Source organism: Asticcacaulis sp. P2_C5 (assembly GCF_056404555.1).
Genome location: NZ_JBFUDU010000007.1, coordinates 147,320 through 169,524 on the forward strand (window position 1 = coordinate 147,320; position 22,205 = coordinate 169,524).

Annotated in this window: 16 protein-coding genes; 8 read left to right on the plus strand and 8 right to left on the minus strand. The window is 60.9% G+C overall.

What is annotated here, in order from left to right:
- Positions 1–35: 35 nt before the first annotated feature.
- The 5 genes from AC1DXO_RS14025 to phoB all read left to right on the plus strand — a co-directional run bounded on the left by AC1DXO_RS14025 (position 36) and on the right by phoB (position 5,026).
- Positions 36–1,313: a glutamate-5-semialdehyde dehydrogenase gene (locus AC1DXO_RS14025; RefSeq protein WP_476978787.1), complete on the plus strand. Its 1,278-nt coding sequence runs from the start codon at positions 36–38 to the stop codon at positions 1,311–1,313.
- A gap of 76 nt (positions 1,314–1,389) precedes the next feature.
- Positions 1,390–1,791, plus strand: coding sequence for a GxxExxY protein (locus tag AC1DXO_RS14030; RefSeq protein ID WP_476978788.1), 402 nt, complete (start codon positions 1,390–1,392; stop codon positions 1,789–1,791).
- A 177-nt stretch (positions 1,792–1,968) separates the two neighbouring features.
- A complete protein-coding gene (locus AC1DXO_RS14035; protein WP_476978789.1) occupies positions 1,969–3,432 on the plus strand; it encodes an ATP-binding protein in 1,464 nt (487 codons plus the stop codon).
- Between the two features lie 198 nt (positions 3,433–3,630).
- Positions 3,631–4,329: a phosphate signaling complex protein PhoU gene (gene phoU, locus AC1DXO_RS14040; protein WP_476978929.1), complete on the plus strand. Its 699-nt coding sequence runs from the start codon at positions 3,631–3,633 to the stop codon at positions 4,327–4,329.
- Positions 4,330–4,339: 10 nt separating this feature from the next.
- On the plus strand, positions 4,340–5,026 hold the full coding sequence (phoB, locus tag AC1DXO_RS14045) for a phosphate regulon transcriptional regulator PhoB (protein WP_476978790.1): 687 nt from the start codon (positions 4,340–4,342) through the stop codon (positions 5,024–5,026).
- A gap of 143 nt (positions 5,027–5,169) precedes the next feature.
- Here phoB and AC1DXO_RS14050 read toward each other — a convergent pair whose 3' ends face one another.
- Both AC1DXO_RS14050 and AC1DXO_RS14055 read right to left on the minus strand, forming a co-directional pair.
- Positions 5,170–6,882 (minus strand): DUF2339 domain-containing protein, encoded by a 1,713-nt coding sequence (locus tag AC1DXO_RS14050; protein WP_476978791.1) that lies wholly within the window; start codon positions 6,880–6,882, stop codon positions 5,170–5,172.
- A gap of 90 nt (positions 6,883–6,972) precedes the next feature.
- The gene (locus AC1DXO_RS14055; protein ID WP_476978792.1) at positions 6,973–7,875 is read right to left on the minus strand and encodes an Hsp33 family molecular chaperone HslO; all 903 of its coding nucleotides are present in this window, start codon (positions 7,873–7,875) and stop codon (positions 6,973–6,975) included.
- A 207-nt stretch (positions 7,876–8,082) separates the two neighbouring features.
- On the opposite strand from AC1DXO_RS14055, the gene serA reads away from it, so the two are divergent.
- Positions 8,083–10,008 (plus strand): phosphoglycerate dehydrogenase, encoded by a 1,926-nt coding sequence (gene serA, locus AC1DXO_RS14060; RefSeq protein WP_476978793.1) that lies wholly within the window; start codon positions 8,083–8,085, stop codon positions 10,006–10,008.
- Between the two features lie 182 nt (positions 10,009–10,190).
- On the opposite strand, the gene AC1DXO_RS14065 is transcribed toward serA, so the two are convergent.
- Positions 10,191–10,358, minus strand: a complete 168-nt coding sequence (locus tag AC1DXO_RS14065) for a hypothetical protein (protein ID WP_476978794.1) — start codon at positions 10,356–10,358, stop codon at positions 10,191–10,193.
- Between the two features lie 46 nt (positions 10,359–10,404).
- On the minus strand, positions 10,405–10,842 hold the full coding sequence (locus AC1DXO_RS14070) for a hypothetical protein (protein ID WP_476978795.1): 438 nt from the start codon (positions 10,840–10,842) through the stop codon (positions 10,405–10,407).
- A gap of 461 nt (positions 10,843–11,303) precedes the next feature.
- On the opposite strand from AC1DXO_RS14070, the gene AC1DXO_RS14075 reads away from it, so the two are divergent.
- Positions 11,304–13,145 (plus strand): DEAD/DEAH box helicase, encoded by a 1,842-nt coding sequence (locus AC1DXO_RS14075; protein WP_476978796.1) that lies wholly within the window; start codon positions 11,304–11,306, stop codon positions 13,143–13,145.
- A gap of 151 nt (positions 13,146–13,296) precedes the next feature.
- Positions 13,297–15,243, plus strand: a complete 1,947-nt coding sequence (locus AC1DXO_RS14080) for a M1 family metallopeptidase (RefSeq protein WP_476978797.1) — start codon at positions 13,297–13,299, stop codon at positions 15,241–15,243.
- Positions 15,244–15,561: 318 nt separating this feature from the next.
- Here AC1DXO_RS14080 and AC1DXO_RS14085 read toward each other — a convergent pair whose 3' ends face one another.
- The 4 genes from AC1DXO_RS14085 to AC1DXO_RS14100 all read right to left on the minus strand — a co-directional run bounded on the left by AC1DXO_RS14085 (position 15,562) and on the right by AC1DXO_RS14100 (position 21,986).
- The gene (locus AC1DXO_RS14085) at positions 15,562–16,593 is read right to left on the minus strand and encodes a PfkB family carbohydrate kinase (protein ID WP_476978798.1); all 1,032 of its coding nucleotides are present in this window, start codon (positions 16,591–16,593) and stop codon (positions 15,562–15,564) included.
- Positions 16,593–17,699: a PfkB family carbohydrate kinase gene (locus AC1DXO_RS14090; protein ID WP_476978799.1), complete on the minus strand. Its 1,107-nt coding sequence runs from the start codon at positions 17,697–17,699 to the stop codon at positions 16,593–16,595. The genes AC1DXO_RS14085 and AC1DXO_RS14090 overlap by 1 nt, the downstream gene beginning before the upstream one ends.
- The gene (locus AC1DXO_RS14095; RefSeq protein ID WP_476978800.1) at positions 17,699–18,373 is read right to left on the minus strand and encodes a bifunctional 4-hydroxy-2-oxoglutarate aldolase/2-dehydro-3-deoxy-phosphogluconate aldolase; all 675 of its coding nucleotides are present in this window, start codon (positions 18,371–18,373) and stop codon (positions 17,699–17,701) included. The genes AC1DXO_RS14090 and AC1DXO_RS14095 overlap by 1 nt, the downstream gene beginning before the upstream one ends.
- Positions 18,374–18,986: 613 nt before the next feature.
- The gene (locus AC1DXO_RS14100) at positions 18,987–21,986 is read right to left on the minus strand and encodes a TonB-dependent receptor (RefSeq protein WP_476978801.1); all 3,000 of its coding nucleotides are present in this window, start codon (positions 21,984–21,986) and stop codon (positions 18,987–18,989) included.
- Between the last annotated feature and the right edge of the window lie 219 nt (positions 21,987–22,205).

The window sequence follows — 22,205 nt, forward strand, 5'->3', positions numbered from 1 at the left end:
GCGCTATATAGCGCTTGTAAGACAAGGATATCGTTATGGACGACCAGAGCCGCGCCAATTCGCTGGACCAACTGATGACAGCCATGGCCGTTCGCGCCAAAGCCGGCGCCGAAGCCCTGCGCCTGGCCGGGCCGGACGTGCGCACACGTGCGATTCTCGAAGCAGCCAAGGCCATACGTCTCCGCCAGGCCCAGATCCTAGCCGCCAATGACCAGGATCAGGCCGCGGCGCGCGATAAGGGTCTGACCGAGGCGATGATCGAACGGCTGATCCTTAATCCGGCCCGTGTCGAGGCCATGGCCAAGGGCCTGGAAGAGGTAGCTGCGCTGCCCGATCCGGTTGGACGCGAACTGGCACGCTGGACGCGGCCCAACGGTCTCGACATCGCCCGGGTGTCGACGCCGATCGGCGTCATAGCCATCATCTATGAATCGCGCCCCAATGTGACCGCCGACGCGGCCGCCCTGTGCATCCGCTCGTCCAATGCCGCCATTCTGCGCACCGGCTCCGAAGCGCTCAACTCGGCCCTGGCCATCTATGCCGCCTTCGAGGACGGCTTTCGGGCGGCCGGCCTGCCCGATACCTGCGTCCAACTGGTCCCGACCTCGGATCGTGATGCGGTCGGCCTGATCCTGGGTGGCCTGGGTGGCGCCATCAACCTGATTATTCCGCGCGGCGGCCGTTCTCTCGTTGCCCGCGTCCAGGCCGAGGCGCGTGCTCCCGTCCTGGCGCATCTCGAAGGGCTGAACCACACCTATGTCCACAGCGCTGCAGATCCGGACAAGGCCGTCGCCGTGACGCTGAATGCCAAGATGCGCCGCGTTTCGGTGTGTGGGGCTACCGAGACCCTGCTGATCGACCAGGCCGTGGCGCAGGCTCTGCTGCCGAAAATTGCCGCGGCCCTGGAAGCCAAGGGTTGCGAACTGCGGGGCGATGATGCCGCGCGCGCCATCCATCCCATGAAGGCCGCATCCGAGGACGACTGGCGGACCGAATATCTGCTGCCGATCCTGGCCGTGAAGGTCGTGGCGGGACTGGACGACGCCATTGCCCATATCAAGACCTACGGTTCAGGCCATACCGAGGCCATCATCACCGAGGACGCGCAGGCCGCCGAAACCTTCCTCAACGAAGTCGATTCGGCGATCGTCATCTGGAACGCCTCGACGCAATATGCCGACGGCGGTGAATTTGGTCTGGGCGCCGAGATCGGCATTTCGACCGATCGCCTCCACGCCCGCGGCCCGGTCGGGGCGGAGCAACTGACGACGTTCAAATATATCGTACGCGGTGACGGCCAAACCCGGCCGTAAAGTTGATTTTAGACCGCAGATTTCGCAGATTTACGCAGATTTTTCGGAGTCTGTTTCTGAGATTGGGGGGCAAGCCGTGACGGGGCAAAACGATCCGCAGACCTTTGCAGTCATTGGCGCTGCTATGGAAGTTCATCGCGCCTTGGGGCGCGGTTTTGTCGAATCCGTGTATCGCGAGGCACTGGCTTTCGAATTCACTGCGCTGAATATTCCTTATCAAAAGGAGGTCCCCCTCGGCGTGCACTACAAGGGCGCCAAATTACCATGCACGTTCAGAATGGATTTCCTCTGTTTTGGAGATCTTATTCTGGAACTCAAGGTTATTCAGAAACTTTCGCCGGTCGAAGATGCGCAGGTGATAAATTACCTTAGGGCATCCGGATTTCAGAGGGCCTTGCTTCTCAATTTCGGGTCGCCGAGTCTGCAACATAAGCGCTTTGTGTTTTCCAAAAATGATATTGATCAGATTGGTAACTGAAAAATCTGCGTCAATCAGCGAAATCTGCGGTTCAAAATCTTCTTTAACAAGTTTTGCGAGCAGTCATGTAACTGTCGTGAAAACGCTTTAATAGCGCCGTTCCTTTTGGCTATATTTACGTGGTTGAGGTTTAGTACCTGAATGGACAAGCGGCGATCGGTTTGGGATGTGGTCCCCATGGGCAGCGTCATCGGCATGGTGATCCTGATCGCCATTGCATGGGCGCCTATCCTGCGGCCTTTTCTTATCTATGCCGCCCTGCTGGTCATCGCCTACACCATGTACAAATATGTGGTGATCATTGGCGACGCCGAAAGCCGTATCAAGGCGCTGAAGGCACCGGAAAAGCAGGTCAAGGTCCAGCCCCAGGGCCCGAGTTTCCAGGAAGTCCTGCGCGCCATTCCCGATCCGGTCCTGATCATCGGCGGCATTGAGCCCGACGATATTGCCGGCCGTTGGATCGTCTTTGCTAATACCGCGGCGCGGACGATGTTTCGCATGGAAAATGAAGGCGGACTTCTGGTCAGCACGATCCGTAACCCCGAAGTGTTGGAATGCGTCGACGAAGCCCTGTTCGGCGGTATCAGCGCCCAGACCGGCTTCGACATGGCGGGCGGCGCCCGCGACCAGATCTGGCGTGCCTATTCCTGCCCGCTGCCGTTCGAAGGCATGGAACGCCTGGCGCTCCTGACCCTGCGCGACGAAACCGATGCCCGACGTATGGAACGCATGCGCGCCGACTTCCTGGCCAATGCCTCACACGAACTGCGCACGCCTCTGGCCAGCCTGACCGGCTTTATCGAGACCCTGCGTGGACCGGCACGCGACGACGCCAAGGCGCGCGAAAAGTTCCTCGATATCATGGCCACCCAGGCCGACCGCATGGGCCGGCTGATCCAGGACCTGCTGTCACTGAGCCGGATCGAACTCAACGAACACGTACCACCATCGGGAGAGGCCGACCTGACCCTGGCCGTGCGCGACGTGGTCGATGGCGTCAGCCTGATCGCCGGCAGCAAGGACGTGACCATTGCCGTCACCGCGCCCAAGCCCGGTCTGTATCCGATTATCGGCGACCGCGACCAGATCCTGCAGGTGGTGCAGAACCTGGTCGACAATGCCCTGAAATACGCCCCGCGTGGCTCGAAACTGTCCGTCGACATCCGCTATGATCTGGAGCTGGAACAGGCCATGGCCGGCACGGGCACTTCGGGATCGCGGCTGGTCCTTTTGCGTCCGGACCGCAATGTCCATGACTTCTACGCCCAGGTGACGGTCCGCGACAACGGGCCGGGGATTCGTCGCGAATTCCTGCCGCGCCTGGCCGAGCGCTTCTATCGCGTCGAAGGTCAGAAGAGCGGCGACCGGCTGGGGACAGGCCTTGGCCTTGCCATCGTCAAGCATATCGTCAACCGTCACCGCGGTGGTCTGGTGGTCGAAAGCCGGAGCGCGCCCACAATCGGTGGCGACGACGTTCTGGAACGCGCCCCGGCTGGCAAGGTCGCCGCGCTGCCCGTTACCGAGCCCGAAACCTTCACATCTTTCAGCGTCTGTTTCCCGCAAAGGCACGCCTATGGCATTGGCGACGAGACGCCGCGTCTGATCGTTTCCGATGTGCGTTCAACTCGAGATGCGGGTTAAGCGCGAAATTCCAACAGTTTACGTTATTTATGACAGCAATTGGCCGCATCGCGCCCGCGGATTATAAAACTGTCACAAAATTCCCCTAAAGGGCCTGTAAAATCTTGGTTACACTTAGGTCGTAGTCTGCGAATCACAGCGGGCAACAGCCTCATGAGGCATCAGGATTGAAGGATTTCGCAGGTGGCCAATTTCAAGATGAACACGCATATCGTCAAGACCTACGGTGAAGAGCTCGATCAGCTGAGCGCAGAGGTCGTCTTGATGGGCGGTCTGGCCGAGGCCCAGGTGGCTGACGCAGTCGAAGCCGTGGCGCGCCGTGATGTCGGCCTGGCCCAGAGCGTCGTCCAGCGCGACCACAAGCTCGACGAACTGGAAAAGGACGTTGAGCGCAAGTGCATTCGCCTTATCGCCCTGCGTCAACCCATGGCCGCCGACCTGCGCAAGACGGTGGCCGCCATGAAGCTGGCAACGTCGCTGGAACGGACGGGTGACCTGGCCAAAAACATCGCCAAACGCGCCATGGTCATTTCCGAGGCCGAGCCGCTGACCCCGCTGACACGGTCGATCGAGCGCATGGGCAAGCTGGTCTCGTCGCGCCTGCGCGACGTCCTGGACGCCTACAAGTCGAGCAAGATCGAACTGGCCCAGAACGTCTGGTCGTCCGACACCGAGGTTGACGAGCATTACAACGCACTGTTCCGTGAACTGCTGACCTACATGATGGGCGACCCGCGCACCATCTCGGCCTGCACCCACCTGCTGTTCATGGCCAAGAACCTGGAACGGATTGGCGACCACGCCACCAACATGGCCGAACATATCCATTACGAACTGACGGGCGAGGATTATGTCGAAGACCGCCCCAAGGGTAACACACTAAGTTCCATCGACTGATCAGGATCCCATGAAGCCCTATATCATCATTGCCGAGGACGAGGACGCGCTGTCGACCCTCCTCCACTACAATCTCGAAAAAGAGGGCTATGAGACCGCCTTGGCCGCCGATGGCGACGAGGCGCTGATGATGATCAAGGAGCGCCAGCCCGACCTGCTGGTCTGCGACTGGATGATGCCCAAGGTGTCGGGTATCGAGGTCTGCCGCCGTCTTCGCGCCCAGGCGCCGACGCGCAATCTGCCGATCGTCATGCTGACCGCGCGCTCGGAAGAAAGCGACCGCATCCGTGGGCTCGATACCGGCGCCGATGACTATGTCGTCAAGCCCTTCTCCATGATCGAGCTGATGGCGCGCATCCGCGCCGTCCTGCGCCGTATTCGTCCGGGCCTGTCCGAGGACCGCGTCGAGTTCGGTGAAATCAGCGTCGACCGCCTGTCGCATCGGGTGCAGCGCTCCGGCCGCGATATTCATCTCGGGCCGACGGAATACAAGCTGCTCGACCACTTCATGCAGTATCCCAAGCGGGTGTTCAGCCGCGAGCAGTTGCTGGATGCCGTGTGGGGCAATGACGTCTATGTCGAGGCGCGCACCGTCGACGTCCACATCGGTCGCCTGCGCAAGGCGCTGAACATCGAAACCGAATTCGACCCGATACGCACTGTCCGTTCCGCCGGCTACTCCCTCGACCTCAGCTGAGGCGCGCTGTCGGGCTGCAAATGGCGCCTTCCTGCGCGCCCTTGCTCGTGTACTCAAGTACACGTCGCGGCAGGTGCTCGTAAGTCATCCATTTTCGCCGCAACATCACGCCTCAGCGGCCGGCGCTGGCCTAGTTCGGAAGATTACGGCTTCGGCCAGCTGGAAATCCGGCGCATGAGCAGTCCGCAGCCGTAGAGTACCACTCCGGTCAGCAGCAGGCAGACGATGCGCACGCCGGTCGGGGCGGCGGCTGCGTCGTAGAGCAGCGCCTTGCCGGCAGCCAGGCCCAGAACGACCATGGCCGACTTGGCCATGACCTCGTCGCGGCGGGCAAAGGCCAGCACGATGACCGCCACCGCATACATCAGCCAGCACGCCGACACGGCCAGTGAGCCTATCGTCGCGCCCAGGCGATAACAGGCCAGCACGGCCAGCAGATGCGTCACGCCCAGCACGGCATAGGTCCAGGCGTCGTCCGTCTTCAGCGCGCGGTTCGAGCGCAGGATCATCACCCACAGGCAGCCAAGTGTCGCAAAGGCGGCCGCCAGTCGGTTGGCATCGCCACCGACCGCCAGCTCATACAAGGTCGCCAGATATTCGATGGCCAGGATCAGCAGAAGGGCGACCAGCGGAATGACATAGGCGCCTGTTGCCTTGGGCGCCAGATCGCGCAGCGGTGTAAAGCTGATAGTCAGCAGGATGACGGGAACCAGCCACGGGTGGGCCTCACCCGGCAAGATCTGCAAATACAGGGCATGGACAAGGGCCAGGGTCATGAAGATCAGGACCAGCGAGCGGCTGGCCGGACTGTCGGCCATGTGCTTGCGCGCGGTGACATACAGCAGGCCCAGCAGCGCTGCACAGGCCAGCACCACCCATGGCGCCAGTTGCGGCTGGATACGATCGAGGAACAGATATTCCAGGGCGTAGAAGCCCAGCAGAACGGGCAGGGCGGCCCAGGCCTCGGTTTCGCTCAGTGGCGTTTGGTTCTGCACCGTATATAGCCAGGTGCCGACCGCGAAGACCAGGAAATGCAGGCCCAGCAGGCCGGCAACCAGGCCGTCCTGATGCAGGTTCTGGCCCATATAGCCTGTGATGAATAGCGCCAGATAGGCCGAGATCAGGGTCATGGTCCGCGTGCGCAGCCAGATCGAAATTACGGCGAAGGCGGTCGAACAGCACAGCAGATAGGTCAGGGTGAAGACCGCGTCGCCCGTATAGAGCAAAGCCAGTGGCGACAGATAGGATCCCACGGCCGCCGTGATGACATAGATGTCGTGGCGCATCCGGGTGTAGAGCCAGATACAGAGAATCGACACGACACTGACCGCGGCAATCCCGGTGTCGAACGAGACCAGATGGTAGAAGCTGTGCGCTGCATAGGTCGTCAGATACAGGATGATAATCCCGCCGGCCGGCAGCAGGCTGGCATATTCCTGATCCGTCTTGCGCAGCGCGAAGCCGGCACCGATCAGGCTGAGCCCCAGCAGGGCGGCCAGGGCGATCTGGCGCGGCGGGGTCAGCCAGCCAGATTCGATCGTCAGCTTGATGATGAAGCCCGCCGCGACGACAAAACAGATAATGGCCATGACGCCCAGCCAGTTGCCGGGCCGGCGTTCCGGCACATCCGGTGCCGTATAGGACGCAGCGACGGACTCGCGCGGGGGTGAGGGCCGGGCTGTCGTCTCGGCATGGGACGGAGGTGCGGGCGTGTCGCGCGGCGGGACCGCCGTCGTCTGGGGCGCTTCCGCCGCCGCCGGGCCAGCCTCCGGCCGACGCAGTTTGAGCAGCACCTCAACGCGTTTCAGCCGATCGTTCAGCCTGTGCAGTGCATAGTCGATTTCTTGCGGCGTCATGCGCTCCCCCGATAGTGGCAAGCCCTAAGCAAACGCAGCTTTTGTTTGAGAAAGCCTTAAGCGGGAGCATGGCCCCGACCGGATTGCGCTTCAGAGCCCGACCAGGAACGTCTTCGAGCAGTATTCGCAGGTGATATGCACCTTGCCGTCGCCTTCGAGCATTTCTCTCTGCTCTTCCTCCGAAAAGGACTGGACCAGGCCCTCGACGCGCTCCTGCGAACAGCGGCACAGCTTGTGGACCTGCTTCAGGGCGCTCAAGCGCACGCCGTCTTCATGGAACAGCCGGTACAGCAACCGGTCGGCCGTCAGTTCAAAGTCGGTCAATTCCTCTTCGCCCAGGGTCTCGAACAAGGCGCGGATATGGTTGAACGAGTCCTTCGTGTCGCCGCGCGTCTCGTCGCCGGCGATCGCCTGGATCATAGCCCCGGCCGCGCGCCATGTGCGGCCGGCGGCCGAGGGCTCTTCCGTGACGGCCAGCTTGATCTGGGTCGGTACCTGTTCCGACTGGGCGAAATAGTGCTCGGCGCACAGGGACAGGCTCTCGCCTTCGATCGGCGTGATGCCCTGATAGCGTTCGGCATGATCGTCCGGGTCGAGCGTCATGATAAAGGTGCCCTTGCCCAGCAGGGTCTGGGCGCCCAGGCTCAGGAACTTGCCTTCGTTTTCGAGGACCAGGGCGTTCAGTTCGTCGGGATCGAAACGGCAAAAGCCGCGCAGCCCGCCACGCGTGTCGTAGTCCGCGACGACATAACGCACCACGCCCGAACCCTGGGCCTGCAGGATCAGCCGGCCTTCGAACTTCAGCGACGCCCCAACGAGAGTCGCCAGCACGCAGGCTTCGCCCAGCAAATTGGCGATGACATCGGGATAGTCATGAGCGCGGAGAATATCGTTCAGGGTATCGCCCAGCCGGACAAGCCGCCCATGAACGGGATGCGTTTCGATGACGAAACGGGCGGAATAGTCACTGTTGGGGTCTTGGCTATCGGACATGAAATCGTGATGTGTGTACGGGTTTTGTTGCAGTTAAAACCAAATTGGCAGGCTTTTCGACAGTTTTAAAGACAATATGCCGCGCCCGCCACAATAAATGACGAAGGCGGTTGTGCGTAAGAGATATTTATCTTATCTGCGGCGCAATTGTTCGGGCCAGGCGGACCCGTCGTTTTCGCCAGGCTCCCCCATATGGGCGTGACTGTCATGAATGCAAGCTTTTCCCCGCCGAACCTCGCCACTCTGGTTCTGGACTTCGACTCGACCTTTACCTGTGTCGAAGCGCTGGACGTCCTGGCGGCGCAGCTAGCCGAGGCCGATCCGGCGCGGGCCGCCGATCTGGCCCATATCAAGACCCTGACCGACCAGGCCATGTCGGGCGACATCGGCTTTGCCGACGCCCTGCAGCGCCGAATTGAACTGCTGCGGCCGACGCGCGACGATATCGCTGCCCTGGCCGAGACCCTGAAGGGCAAGGTTAGCGCCTCGATCGCGCGTAACCGGGCGATCTTTGCGGAACACGCCGGCAAGTTCCGCATCATCTCGGGCGGCTTCCACGACTTTATCGACCCGGTGGTCGCCGACTACGGTATCGACGCACAATATGTCCTGGCCAACCGCCTGATCTATGACGATGCCGGCGTCGCCATTGGTGTCGACCTGACCAATCCGCTCAGCCAGGACGGTGGCAAGATCGTCGCCCTGGCCGGTCTCAGCCTAGCCGGCGATATCGCCATGGTCGGCGACGGCTGGACGGACTACGAAGTCTTCAAGGGCGGCGCCGCCGAACGCTTCTACGCCTTCACAGAAAACGTCGCCCGCCCGAAGGTCGTCGCGGCCACGCAAGGCTGCGAAGCGACCCATATCGCCGCCTCGTTCGACGAAGTGTTGCACGCCGAAGGCTATCAGGGACGCTATTCCTTCCCGCGCTCCAAGATGAAGGTCCTGCTGCTCGAAAACGTCCACCCCGAGGCGGTGCGCCATTTCCGCGAAGAAGGCTATGACGTCTCGACCGTCAAGGGCGCGCTCGACGAAGACGATCTGATCGCCGCCATCCAGGGCGTGCATATCCTGGGCATCCGCTCCAAGACCAATGTCACGGCCAAGGTGCTCGAGCATGCCGACAAGCTGATGGCGGTCGGGGCCTTTTGCATCGGCACCAACCAGATCGACTTGAAAGCCTGCTCGCAAAAGGGTGTCGCCGTCTTCAATGCGCCCTATTCCAATACGCGTTCGGTCGTCGAAATGGTCATGGGCCTGACCGTCATGCTGACGCGCAAGATCTTCGACAAGTCCGAAGGCATGCATGTCGGCAAGTGGGACAAGTCGGCCACAGGTTCGCATGAGGTCCGCGGCAAGACCCTGGGCATTATCGGCTACGGCGCCATCGGTTCGCAACTGTCGATCCTGGCCGAGGCCTTCGGCATGCGCGTTATCTATCACGACCTGGCGGAAAAACTGTCGCTGGGCAATGCCAAGCGTTACCGCTCGCTCGACGCCCTGCTGGCCGAGGCCGACGTCGTGTCGTTGCATGTCGACGGCCGGCGCGAGAACAGCAATATCTTCGGTGCGGCGCAATTTGCCCGCATGAAGGACGGCGCGCTGTTCATCAACCTGTCGCGCGGCCACGTCGTCGATATCGACGCGCTGGCGGCCGTCCTCACCTCCGGCAAGATCTATGGCGCTGCCATCGACGTCTTCCCGGAAGAGCCGCGGACCAATGACGATCCGTTCGCCTCGCCGCTGATGGGGCTGAAAAATACCATCCTGTCGCCTCATATCGGCGGCTCGACCGAAGAGGCCCAGGAAGCCATCGCCGAATTTGCTTCGGAACGCCTGCTGAACTTCCTCAACCGCGGCGACACGACCTTCTCGGTCAATATGCCGCACGTCCAGTTGTCGGAAGTCGAAGGCCGTCATCGCTTCCTGCACCTGCACCGCAACGTGCCGGGCGTGCTGGCCGCCATCAACCAGATCATGGCCAAGTACGACCTCAACGTCCTGGCGCAGCACCTGAAGACCAATGAGACCCTGGGCTATGTGATTGTCGATGTCGACCGCGGCTATCCCAAGGAAGCGCTGGAAGACTTGAAGGGTGTTAATGGCACCCTGAAGTTCAGATCCTTGACCTAAGCCCAAGCCGCCGGGGCGGGCTGCAAACCGTCATCTGGCTGCGATACGGTGCTCACGTACTTGAGTACGCTCCGCTCCGTGTCTCGCCAGTTAACGCTTTTCGCCGCACCCCGACGACTTGGGGGCCGGTGGGCAATATTTTCAACGAAGATATTTCGTCCGCTTCAGCGGCGCTCGAAAACCTAAGGTTCATCGAAGCCGTATTTTGCAGCAATCTCATTGAGCGGCCTGTAGGTCAGACGACCTTCGGCCTTAGCCTTCACCGTCGCCTCAATCTGCTGCCGTGCCCATATGTCGTAGGCAACGGTGTCGGCAGTGTCAGTGGGAAGCGGCTGGACAGCTTTTTTCATGTCGCGATACTAACATAATTTCTAGCAGATCGCCAAGCTCAGCAAATCAATCGAAATACAGCACGTCATCGTCGGGTGCTTCCGGCGGCGTCTCGGCCTTGGGCGCTGTCAGTTTCAGCCAGGCGTCATAGACTGGTTGCGGTACCTTGACCGGCCTCGGCTCACCCGGCTTCAGCGACAGAACCAGCGAAAATTTCAGACCCATCCGGTTGGGCATTGACCACGCGGCCGTACCGCAGCGCACCGTATTCTGGTCGAGGTCGATCAGCCAGATTTCCGCCGTCAGGTCGCCCATGGCGCCAAACGACACCCGCGCACCCGAAGCCGACTGGTCCATGATGCGGCAGGGGACGATCTCCTTCGTCGCCAGGAACAGCATGGCGCCACGATCGTCGCAGGCAAACCGCGGCTCCGCACGCCGGTCGGCATACTGATCCGGCATGATGATTTCGGCTTTTCCCGAAGGTTGCGGTAACGAAGACATGGCGAATGGCTCAATCAAATACGATATTTTTCTGGAACGCGTGGCTTTCTCAATATGTCACTACAGCCTAACGATTCAAACTGTACCCCCGCTTGGTTTATAAAGGGTTTGCAAGGTATTCTAATAACCTGGGTTCTCAATCGCAACGCAAAGCCTTATGCCTCTTGACTTTGCCAGAACTTGTGGGCATATGGCCGTCTTCGCACCCGCGAAACAATTTTACGCGCCACCACTCGGCGCACCGTCTGGCCGCGTGAGGTATGCTCGTCACCGAGTACATACCGCCAGCTACTCAAGGCGACCCACTATGGGTGGCCTGCCTGAAAACCTTTCGAAGTCCGTACACGCGCTTGCTTCGTTCCCACCCGGCCTGTGACATCACAGGCGCGGGCGCGGACCGTTTTGCATGTCTCGTATGGCGTGTCTCAGGTCCGTGCCCTTCATTTTTGAAAGCACGCTACGTGACCAAAACCTTTTCCGGTACCTTTGCTGACCTGGGCCTGTCGCCCACCCTGCTGCTGACGCTCGAGCGCGAAGGCTACCATACACCTACTCCCATCCAGGCCCAGGCCATACCCAGCCTGCTGAAAGGCCACGACCTGCTGGGTATCGCCCAGACCGGCACAGGCAAGACCGCCGCCTTTGCCCTGCCGATCATCCAGCACCTCCTGTCGAACCGCAAGTTGCCGTCGCCCAAGATGGTGCGCACGCTGATCCTGTCGCCGACGCGCGAACTGGCGTCGCAGATCGCCGAGAGCTTCAAGACCTATTCCAAGGGCATGGGCCTGCAGATCGCGACCATCTACGGCGGCGTCAAGTACGGCCCGCAATATAAGGCCCTGCTGGGTGGCCTCGATATCCTGGTCGCCACCCCCGGCCGCCTGATCGACCATATCGAACAAAAGACCGTCGACCTGTCCGCCGTCGAATATTTCGTCCTCGACGAAGCCGACCAGATGCTGGACCTTGGCTTCGTCAAGCCGATCCGCCAGGTCGCTTCGCGCATGAAGGGCAAGCGTCAGAACCTGTTCTTTTCGGCCACCATGCCGAAGGAAATCGGCATTCTGGCTTCGGAACTGCTGACCGACCCCAAGAAGGTCGAAATCACGCCGGAAGCGACGACCGCCGAACGTGTCGAACAGAGCGTCATCTTCGTCGAAGCCCTGCGCAAGCGTGCCCTGCTGAGTGAAATGTACGTCGAGGACGCCCTGGCGCGCACCTTGGTCTTCACGCGGACCAAGCGCGCCGCCGACCGCGTCGCCGCCTATCTCCAAGCCGGTGGCGTCGAGTGCGCCGCCATCCATGGTGACAAGAACCAGTCGCAGCGTGAACGCGCCCTGCAGGCCTTCAAGGCCGGCAAGCTGCGCGCCCTGGTCGCCACCGACATCGCCGCCCGCGGCATCGACGTCGACAATATCAGCCACGTCATCAATTACGAGCTGCCGAACGTGCCGGAAGCCTATGTCCACCGCATTGGCCGTACGGCGCGCGCCGGCAAGTCGGGCATCTCGATCACCCTGTGCTCGGATGATGAACGCAAGTTCCTCAAGGACATCGAACGCGTGACGCGCCAGCGCATCCCGTCGTTCGACCGCCGCAAGGACCAGGCGCTGAAGCTGCTCGACGAAGCCATCCTGGCCTCGGGCGTGACCGAAAAGCCGACCACGCCCGACCGTCTGCCGGAACATCGCAAGAAGGGCGATCCGAAGCCTGGCAAGGGCTGGCGCTCCAGCGAACGCGGCGAAGGCGAGGCGCGCCACAGCGATCCGGATGCGGAAAACGTGCACAAGCGCAGCCGCAATCGCTCGGGTTCGGGTGGCAAGGGACCAGGCGGCAAGACTTTCGGCGACCGCAAGCCGTTTAACGCTGAACCGCGCGTCGATCGCTACGATCCGATGGCCGTTGAACGTCCGGCCGCCGCTGCCGGCGCTCCCGCCGCGGCCAAGAAGCCTTTCAAGAAGGCCTGGGATAAGGACGCTCCGCGCGGTCCGAAGCCCGAGTTCCGCGGTGAGAAGCGAGATTTCGCGCCGCGTGGCGAAGGTCGTCCCGACACACGTGGCCCCAAGCCGGAGTTTCGCGGTGAACGCACCGATGCTCGCGGTCCCAAGCCCGAGCATCGCGCCGAACGCCCGGACAGCCGTGGCCCGAAGCCCGAATATCGTGGCGATGCGCGCGGCCCTAAGCCGGCCAATCGCGGTCCGAAGACCGGCGGCTTCAAGGGCAACACCAATCCAGCGCACTACTCCGAAGCCCCCAAGGCCCGGACCGAAGGCGCACAGTTCAAGCGCCGCGGTCGCGCGTAAGTCCGAGAAGTCCTAAGAATAGCCTCCGGCGGCAAGGGTGCAAGCACCCTTGACCCGGAGGCTTTTTATATGAATTCATCAGGAAATTTCACAGTTGTGTGATGACGCCTTTATCCGTTACAAGGTGTAACACCTCTGTGCGGGAGTAGGCATGAACTTCAAGGCTGGCGGGACCCTACTGCGACGTGCCGGTGCTGTACTGACAGCCCTCTGCCTTGTCACGGCAGCAACCCTGCCCCTGACGGCCTGTACACCCAAGGTGCGTGCCGACAACGACCCGAAAGCCATGGTCGAGCGCACAATTGATGATCATTCCTTTGCCAGGCCCCAGGAAGCCCGCGTCAGTCACGTCGATCTCGACCTGACCGCCGACTTCACCAAGAAGATCCTAAAAGGTACGGCTGCCCTGACCTTGGAGACGGAAGCCAACGCCAAGCAGGTCATCCTCGATACCCGCGCCCTCGATATCCAGCAGGTCACGGACGCCTCCGGGGCACCGCTGAAATATACCCTCGGCCAGGGTGACGCCATGATGGGCCGGCCGCTGACTATCGAACTGCCCCAGGGCGCCCAGAAGGTCATCGTCCATTACCAGACCACACCCCAGGGCACAGCCCTGCAATGGCTCGACCCGTCCCAGACCGCCGGCAAGCAGAAGCCCTTCCTGTTCAGCCAGGGCGAAGAAATCCATACCCGGACCTGGATTCCGACCCAGGATTCTCCCTCCATCCGCCAGACCTTTTCGGCGCGTATAGTCGTACCGTCCGACCTGGTCGCGATCATGGCCGCCAAACAGCTGACGCCCGATGGCGAAGCCGTCCCGGGCCATAGCTCGCAACACGCCTTCCGGTTCGAGATGGACCAGCCCATCGCGCCCTATCTGATGGCGATTGCCATCGGCGATATCGGCTTCAAGGCCGAAGGCACCCGTACCGGCGTCTTTGCTGAAAAGGTCATGCTGGACAAGGCCGCCTACGAGTTCGCCGACATGCAGTCGATGCTCGATGCCGCCGAAAAGCTGTACGGACCGTACAAGTGGGGCCGTTACGACGTGCTGGTCCTGCCACCCAGCTTCCCCTATGGCGGCATGGAAAACCCGACCCTGACCTTTGCCACGCCGACCGTCATCGCCGGCGACCGCTCGCTTGTGTCGCTGATCGCCCACGAACTGGCCCACAGCTGGTCGGGTAATCTGGTCACCAATGCCACCTGGGAAGACTTCTGGCTCAACGAAGGTTTTACGGTCTATTTCGAAAACCGCATCATGGAGCAGGTCTACGGCAAGGACGACGCCGACATGCTCAAGGTGCTGGGCTATCAGGATCTGCAATCGACCCTGACCGACCTCAACGCCACTCGGCCCGATTTCACGCGCCTGCATCCGGACCTGAAAGGCGTCAACCCCGACGACTACTTTTCGGATATCCCTTATGAAAAAGGTGCAGCCTTCCTGCGCATGCTGGAGGCCCATTTCGGGCGCAAGAAGCTCGACGCTTATCTCAAAGACTATTTCAAGCGCTACGCCTTCCAGAGCATGACGACCGACGCCTTTGTCGAGGATCTGCGCAGCCACCTGCTGCACAACGACACCGAGCTGGAAAAGCAGTTGAAGATTCACCAGTGGCTGTACGAACCCGGCCTGCCCGACAATGTCGTGGTGCCGACCTCACCCCTGCTCGACAAGGTGACGGCCCAGGCCCAGGCCTTTGGCGCCGGTGGCGACGTGAAATCCCTGGACGTGACCGACTTTGGCACCTCGCAATGGGTCAATCTGTTGCGTCAGCTGCCGGACAGCCTGACTGTCGACCAGATGGCGATGCTCGATGCCCAGTTCAACTTCACCCGCAGCCACAATTCGGAAATCCTGTTCGAATGGCTGCAACTGTCGATCAAGCACCACTATCTGCCGGCCATGCCGGCGATTGAGGAATTCCTCACCGGCCAGGGGCGCAACAAATATTGTACGCCGCTGTACAAGAGCCTGATGAAACAGGACTGGGGTGTCGAGATGGCGCAACGCATCTACGCCAAGGCCCGCCCTGGGTATCACGACTTCACGCGCTTCAATGTCGACAAGGTCGTAACGCCCAAGGCGTAATGCTGGTGCGTCTTCAATACTGTTGGCCTGCCGATGGCATTGACTACCGCGTAATATTTTGAATTTACTGCAATTTTCAACGCGGAAAGCGCGGAAAAGTCGGATAAACGCGGAAAAAAAAGCAGACGAAAAAGCTCTTGCCCAAAGCTCTTGCCCGAAGGGCGCTCGTTCCATTCAAGTAAAGCGCTTCGCGCGGTAGAAGCAAAAACCGAAAATTTCTGCGTCTTTCCGACTTTTCCGCGCTTTCCGCGTTGAAAAATACTGTAAAATCAGTGCTCACACAAAAGGTGTTGCCGAACGCTGATTAAAGCCGCCACCTCAACGCCGGACGTCGAAGCTGCCTTCGCTGAGGAAATCGACCAGGTCCTCGTGGGTAGCCAGGCTGATATCGCCGGGCAGGGCGTGTTTCAGGCAGCCGCAGGCGATACCGTAATCCAGCGCCGCACCATCGTCGTCACCGCGTAAAATGCCGTGCAGAACCCCGCTGGCAAAGGCGTCGCCGCCGCCGATACGGTCGATAATGCCCGTCAGGTCGTAGGTTCGCGTTTCCATCGACTGGCTGCGCGTGAACATCTGGCCCGACAGCCGGTTATGGTCGGCGCTGACCTGGGTCCGACAGGTGCTGACCAGGCGTTCGAGATAGGGAAACCGCGCAAAGGCATGATCGGCGGCGGCCCGTTCGCGCGCCACGCTGCCGGCGTCGCCTTCGAAGGTCTCACCGCTGATCAGCTCGATATCGCGATAACCGCCGAAGATCAGGTCGGCCTGGGCCATCAGCTGGCCGATCAACCCCGGGGCGCCCTCGCCCGCATCGCCCGCCCAGGTTTCCCACAGCTTGGGGCGGTAGTTGCAGTCGAACGAGACCTTGATACCGCGCTCCCGCGCCGTTTCCATGGCCTTGAGCGCTGCCGCAAAGCACGACTTGCCCAAGGCCGCCGTCACGCCCGAGACATGCAGCCACGAGGCGCCCTTGAGCAGACGCGGCCAGTTGAAGCGTGAAAAACGCGCCTGGGCAAAGGCCGAGGCGGCGCGGTCATAGATGATGTCGGCGCGGCGGTGGATGGCACCGGGCGTCAGAAAATACAGCCCCATGCGTCCTGGTCCCGTTGCGACGGCATTGACGTCGACACCCCAACGCCGCAACTCCTGGACTGCGCCTTGACCCAGGGCATTATCCGGCACGACGCTGACCATGCGCGCGGGGTGGCCGAGACGTTGCAGGGCCATGGCGACATTGGCCTCAGCCCCGCCGATAAACGGTTCCAGGGTGGGCAGGATAAACAACGGGTGTCCGCCCGTCGCCGTCAGGCGGATCAGCAATTCTCCGAAACAGACGACGGGCGAGCTCATTAGCGGATAACCCGGGCGCCCTTGCCCTTCATGACCGCTTCGACCTCTTCCTTGCGCACCATCGAGGTGTCGCCGGGCGTCGTCATGGCCAGCGCCCCGTGGGCCGCGCCGTATTCGACGGCCGCCTGCGGGCCCTTGCCTTCGAGGAAGCCATAGGCCAGGCCCGAGGCAAAGCCGTCACCGCCGCCGACCCGGTCGTAGATTTCCAGGTTCTCGCGCATCATCGAAGCGTAGAACTCGCCGCCGGCATACAGGATGGCCGACCAGTCGTTGATCGACGCCGTCTTGGCGTTGCGCAGGGTCGTTGCGGCGACCTTGAAGTTGGGGAATTCCTTGACCGCCGTTTCGATCATCTTCTTGAAATTGCCGGGGTCGATGGCGCTGATATGCTCGTCCAGCCCCTCGACCTCAAAGCCGAGGCAGGCGGTGAAGTCTTCCTCATTGCCGATCATAACGTCGACATATTTGGCGATGTGACGGTTGATCTTCTGCGCGCCCGGCTTGCCGCCCTGCGACTTCCACAGGCTGGCGCGATAGTTCAGGTCGTAGGAAACGATGGTGCCGTATTTGCGGGCGATTTCCACAGCTTCGATGACGGCTTCCGACGTATTGGGCGCCAGGGCGGCGAAGATGCCGCCGGTGTGGAACCAGCGCACACCTTCCTCACCGAACAGCTTTTCCCAGTTCACTTCGCCGGGGCGGATCTGCGAGGCGGCGGTGTGGCCGCGGTCTGAACAGCCGAGCGCCGGGCGTACGCCGAAGCCCTTTTCGGTGAAGTTCAGCCCGACGCGGGTGTTGCGGCCCAGGCCGTCGAACTCGCGCCAGATCAGGTGCGACGTGTCGACCCCGCCTTGCATGATGTGGTCCTCGACCAGCCAGCCCAGGTCATTGACCGGCAGGGCCGTGACGGCCGTGGCGCGCTTGCCCCAGCACTTCTTCATGGCGCGGGCTACATTGTATTCGCCGCCGCCTTCCCAGACATTGAAGGTCCGGGCGTTGCGCACGCGGCCGAAGCCTGGATCGAAGCGCAGCATCACTTCGCCGAAGGACGCGCAGTCCCATTTGGTTTCAGCTTCGCTGCGGATAGTGAGTATATTGTCGACCATTATGCCTTGCCCCTGACGCGTTTGATGAGTTGCACGGTCTCGCGGACCTTGTTTTCGATGCCCTTATAGTCGCCGGCATCCAGCAATTCCTTGGTGATCAGCTTGGAGCCCATACCGGCGGCGACGATACCGGCGCCGAACCAGGCCTTGACCGACGCTTCGTCGGGATCGACCCCGCCCGTTGGCATGATACGCGTCCACGGCATTGGACCCAGGACCGACTTGACGAATTCCGGGCCGCCGACCTGGGTGCCCGGAAAGACCTTGACGATCTCGCAACCCAGTTCCTCGGCATAGGAAATTTCCGAGGCCGAGCCGCAGCCGGGCGAATAGGGGATCTTGCGCCGGTTGCACACCTTGGCGACGTCGGCGTTCAGTATGGGACCGACGACGAACTTGGCGCCATTGGCGATGTAGATCCCGGCGGTCGGCGCATCGACGATCGAGCCGACGCCCATGATGACGCTGGGGTCATGCTTGTCGAAATGGCGGGTGACGTCGAGAAAGGTATAACTGGCGAAGTCGCCGCGATTGGTGAATTCGATGCACTTGGCGCCACCGGCCGAGCAGGCTTCGATCACCTTGATGCAGATCTCGGGATCCTTGTGATAAAAGACCGGGATGACACCCTGATCCATAAGGGCGGCCAGAACCGCCATTCTATCTTTGATCATTTTCGTTGAACCTGTTTTTTCCTGGGACGCTGGCGTTTTATAGAGTCACGACCGCCGGGTCGAGAAATTTTGCCTGAGCAAACCGATATTTGTGCGAATTCCGGCCTCGCGCAAGCCAATTTTGCCACCGGTGTCATTATGTGCGCAAGAGCGAGCACAGATTGCCGCCTATGCCGCGCTTAAGCTCGAAAAACGTAGCTGCCAAGCGAGTGTAAATGGTTCGCGTAGTGACGGCACGTCTTCAGTTGTGGAATTTTGGATCACGAAAAGCTCGAAAAGCAGAAAAGCACGAATGGAGTGGGCTGATCCTATATCGCCCGAAGGGCATTCAATAGAGCTCGTGACCTCAGCCGCAAAATGTAGGCGCTTTGCGCGGGAGAATTTTCAACCCTGATATTCGTGCTTTTCTGCTTTTCGAGCTTTTCGTGATCCAAAATTCCACTGTCGAAGATGTGCATCCACTGAGTCGCGCGAACGGCTTCATGTGGCTGTCAGTATGGCCTGGTCAAAGGTTTCTCGCTCGACTTGGGAGTCATCAAAAAAACAACAATAAAAAAGGCGCCGGATTGCTCCGGCGCCAGGTATCACAGAGGAGGTAAAAGCTTAAGCTATATCAATACTTATAGCGGACGCCGGCATAGATCTGGCGGCCCGAGGTTGCGTAGTCGAGCAGCACGTCCTGGCCGGTATTGCCCTGGATCGTATTGTACTGGTCGTTACGATCGTCGGCCTGGTCGGTCAGGTTGATGCCTTCAAGCGTCAGGGTGAAGTGCGAGTTCAGCTTATAGGTGAACTGGGCGTCGATGTTCTTGGTGGCGTTCTTGCCCTGGAAGTCGGCGCCCGAGCCGGGCAGGATGATCGAGATGTAAGGCGCACGGTAGGCATAGGAAACACGGGCCGCGAAGGCGTCGTTTTCATAGTACAGTGTGGCGTTCAGCGATTCCGGCGACAGGTTGAGCAGGTTGGCCTTGCGGTAGGTCACCGTGGTCGCGGTCGAGGCAACGACGTAGTTGATCTGCGATTCGACGTGGGTGTAGTTGATGATACCGCCGAAGTGCTTGAGTGGGCCCGGCAGGAAGGTGAACGGCTTCTGCAGGCTGATTTCATAGCCTTTCAGCATACCGCCCGGGGTGTTGATCGGCTGGGTGACGGTGACGTCATCCGTGGCCGTGACGCCCAGGGCCGCCGTGTCGAGACCGGTGTCTCCCCACGTCTTCTTGATGACCTGGTTCTGGATGTAGGACGTGATGTCCTTCTGGAACAGGCTGACCGTGTAGAGGCTGTCCTTATCGGGATAGTATTCGAAGCTCAGGTCCAGGGTATTGGCGCGAACCGGATCGAGGAACGGATTGCCCAGGCTCAGCGTGTTGTTGCCGGGCGTGGTGGAGATGGAGCCGCCGGGCGACAGGCTGACCAGGGTCGGACGCGCCATGGTCTTCGAGGCCGCAAAGCGGACGAACAGGTTCTTGACCGGCTCGACCATGACGTTCAGGGCCGGCAGCGTATCCTTGTACTTGCGGTGGATCGTCGTCGGGATGAGCGTCGTGCCCTTGCCAATGATGCCCGTCGTCGTCTGTTCGGTCGACACGTAGCGAACGCCCAGATTGCCGCGGAAGGTCAGGCCCATCAATTCATGTTCGAAATCGCCCTGGATGTAGCTGGACGTATCGATTTCGTGCGCATCACGGTTGTTGGCGCGCGACGAACCGTTCTGCGTATTGACCGTAAAGGTGCCGTAGCTGTTGGTGCAGCGGCAGTCGAAGTGCGTCGTGTCGCGGATGGCGTCGAGATTGGGGATCAGGTAGGTATTGCCGGCGACCGTGACGGTCTGGGAATACTGCGCCAGATTGGTGCTGAGCAGGGTGTTGAGGCCGGCCGAATAGTTGTTGTTGGAGGCTTCGTCACGGGTCAGCGGGTTGAAGGTATAGCGGCCGAATTCGACGCTGGTGAAGTCGTAGGACTTGCGCGAACCGCCGAACTTGAAGGTCAGCGAGTCGGTGGCGTCATAGACGAAGTCGACCTTGGCCGTGTTGAAGCGGTTTTCGACACTTTGCGGACGGATACGGATCAGGCTGGCGTCGCCCAGGGCCGAGCCGGCGGCCGGTTGCGTATTGGCATTGGCCGTGACGTTCGGCGTATAGCTCCAGTAACCGGCCTGGTCGATGGTGAAGCCGTTCTTGGTGCCATAGTTGAAGACCGGCGCGCGCGAGTTGGTGTAGTCGTAGGAATAGCCCTGAACGTCATAGGCGTCGAAGGTAAAGGTGGTCTGTTCAGGGTTGTCCTGCAGCGAGGTCGAGCCGCCGATCAGGGCCTTCATGCTCAGCTTGTCACCGAAGCGTTGATCCCAGGTGATGGTCGCCTGCTTGAAGGTGGTCAGCAGTTCGTCGAAGCGGTGTTCCGAACGGATATCGACATTGTTGAACGAACCCTTGACGATGTTCTGCTCGCTGTCGATCGTATAGTCGTAGATGCTGGTCTGGGGCGTGCCCTGGCCGGCACGGCTGAAGCTGATGGCTTCAATTTCATATTCTTCGCGGTTGGCGCCGTAAGTGGCGTACATACCGTCCAGGCTGATGGTGGTGTTGGGGTTCGGACGCATCTGGAACGACGCGGTCATGCCCAGGCGCTTCTGATCGGTGATCATGCGCGAATAACGCGGAATACGCGGGTGCAGGGCGTCGGTAATCTTCTGAGCGTCGCTGCCGGGCGTCAGGGCCGGGCAGGCCGCTGCCGAGTTACAAGCCGGGATGGCGATGAAGGGGCCGGCAGCGCCCGTGGTGCTGTAGTTCTTGAAGCGGAAGCCCGAAGACGCGCCCGGAGACACGGTATCGAAGCTGCCGCGGCCGTTTTCCCAGCGGCCGGTATTGGGGCCTTCTTCCTGGGCGAGGCGCTCACCGTAGGCGACCGAGAACAGGGCACCCAGGCGGCCATCGGCCCAGCGGTTCGAGATCAGGAAGGTGCCACGCGGGCTGTTGTCGCGCGACAGGTCGTTGTAGCCGATCTGGCCCGACGCCGCCATGGTGAAGCCCTTGTAGTCGAAGGGGCGGGCGGTCTGCATATCGATGGTGGCGCCCAGGCTGCCTTCTTCGATCTCGGCGGCCAGCGACTTGCGCACGGTCAGCGAGTTGAACAGGTCCGAGGCGAAGATGTTGAAGTCGAAGCCGCGGCTACGGTTTGCGCCGCCGGAATTGTCCTTGCCGCCGGCCGTGGCCAGGGCTTCCAGTCCGTTCAGGCGGACGCGGGTGAATTCCGAATTGAGGCCGCGAACGGTGATCGAGCGGCCTTCGCCGCCGTCACGGTCGATGGCGACGCCGGGAATGCGCTGCAGGCTTTCAGCCAGGTTCAGATCGGGAAAGGCCGCGATGTCTTCGGACTTGATGACATCGACGATCATGTTTTCTTTTTTCTTGGCGCTGATCGAGCTTTGCAGCGAGCCGCGGAAGCCCGTGACGACGACGACGGTGGTGTCGTCGGTCGTGCCGGCCGCCGGTGCGGTATCCTGGGCCATGGCCGGCAGCGCAAAGGCACCCGCGCCGATGGCGACGGCGGTTAATGAAACTCCGAGACGCAGGAATGTTTTGGACGCAACTTTAGCGTTGGCGGTTGTGGTCATGTGGTTGTACTCCCCGTTTTGCCACCGCTTTAGTGCGGTTGATCTTTGGCGGTTTTAATGACACCGGTGTCACAAGGCGGTATGCCCAGGCGGCTCCGAATGATGTCCAAAGTAAGACATAGATTTTCTGAGGTGACAAGGCGTGGTTCCGTCAAAAATGACACCGGTGGCATTCCGGTGATCCTTTCGCTGGGCCCTGCGTTATTTTTGCAACTTTTG